Raw genomic sequence first — 1,469 nt, forward strand, 5'->3', positions numbered from 1 at the left:
CCCAGTAGCCTTGCACGAATGGAATATATTGTAATTTCGAGTTTACAAACACAAAAAAAGCTCCTATTGTAGAGGAGAGACCAATACTTGTTCCCAATCCTCTACAAAGGAGCAACACGTATGAAAAGTATAGGTCATAAAGCACTTATAAGTCAATGTTTAGATTTACTCCCTTCGGAAGTTTATGGATGCCCTCTTGTTAATTACGGGAATGATAAACTTTCCGCAGAAGCTTTAATGAAAATATTTATTGCAGCGAACCTTGATAACTGGCACTCATATCAGCATATGGAGTTGATGCTTGACGCTAATCACGCTCTGAAAAAATCGTTAGATCTAGATACGATGAGCGGCAGTCAAATTAGCCGGAGAATTAATGACTTACCAACTGAGTGGGCGCAGGATCTCTTTTTTAAAGTGGTTAGTATACTTCAAGATCTTACTCAAAATGAAAATGGAATCACTAAGAAAATAGGTCAGTTAAGCATCGTGGATTCCACGCATCTCAAGCTTCCTTCGGAACTTTGTAAGTGGGCGTATGTTTCAAAAGAATGGCACGTGGTCAAAATGCATACGCGAGTGAGAGTGGTCTCAGAAGACAGCTGTTTTCCTGATAAAATTCTTCCTTCAACCGGAAACGTCAGTGACTTTGAAAGTTCAGACGAGCTTATCGAAGATTTAGGTACGACTTACCTCATGGACCGGGGCTATCCATCTAAGCAAAATCTTAAAACCTGGTTAGATAAGAACCTTCTCTTTGTCGCACGCATTACCCAGAGCCTTAAAGTACACACGCTTGAAGAATACAGTGTTGACCATCCGGCTATTATAAGCGACTCAAAAGTTTTATTTAGTTCTTCAGATAAACCGGTTCGTCTCGTTGTATTTAAAGATGACAAAGATCGTCTCTATCGCCTTATGACTTCAAGGTGGGACCTAACCAGTCAGGAGATTATGAATCTATACAGACATCGCTGGAAGATTGAGACCTTCTTTAAATGGATCAAGCAACACTTAAGTCTGGTAAAAATATGGAGCACTAAGCCGCAAGGGGTCTGGAACCAGATGTTCCTCTCTCTGACTGCTTATTGCTTAGCTCTGATCCTTCAATTAAAAACCGGGACAAATAAAACATTGTGGGAGTTCCTCCTTCTAATACGTGTCTATATGTACGCCAGTTGGGATACCTTTACTGGAAAACTATTTCGAAAGAAATCAAAAACCTCAAAAGGAAGACAAAAGGTGCCGATTGAGAAGAAAAAGGATCCCGAGTTTCAGGGCAGCGTGGCGAAAGTTAAGGTTCAAAAAAGAAAGTAACTAAGAAGTTTAAGGGTGAAAGCTAAATAGAAAAAAAAGGGAACAAGGTCGTTATATGCCTCGTCCGCCTTTTTTTAAAATTAACCTAAAATACCACTTACATATATTAACATTAATGTATTTATTAAACTAACGTGCAATCGTTATGGGTC

Annotated in this window: 1 protein-coding gene; it reads left to right on the plus strand. The window is 39.3% G+C overall.

Features of this window, described 5'->3' with window-relative positions:
• Positions 1-120 precede the first annotated feature (120 nt).
• Positions 121-1,317, plus strand: a complete 1,197-nt coding sequence (locus tag K8O68_RS12820) for an IS4 family transposase (protein WP_230897274.1) — start codon at positions 121-123, stop codon at positions 1,315-1,317.
• Positions 1,318-1,469: the final 152 nt, after the last annotated feature.

The organism is Salipaludibacillus sp. CUR1 (genome assembly GCF_021028955.1).
Taxonomy (GTDB): Bacteria; Bacillota; Bacilli; order Bacillales; family Salisediminibacteriaceae; genus Salipaludibacillus.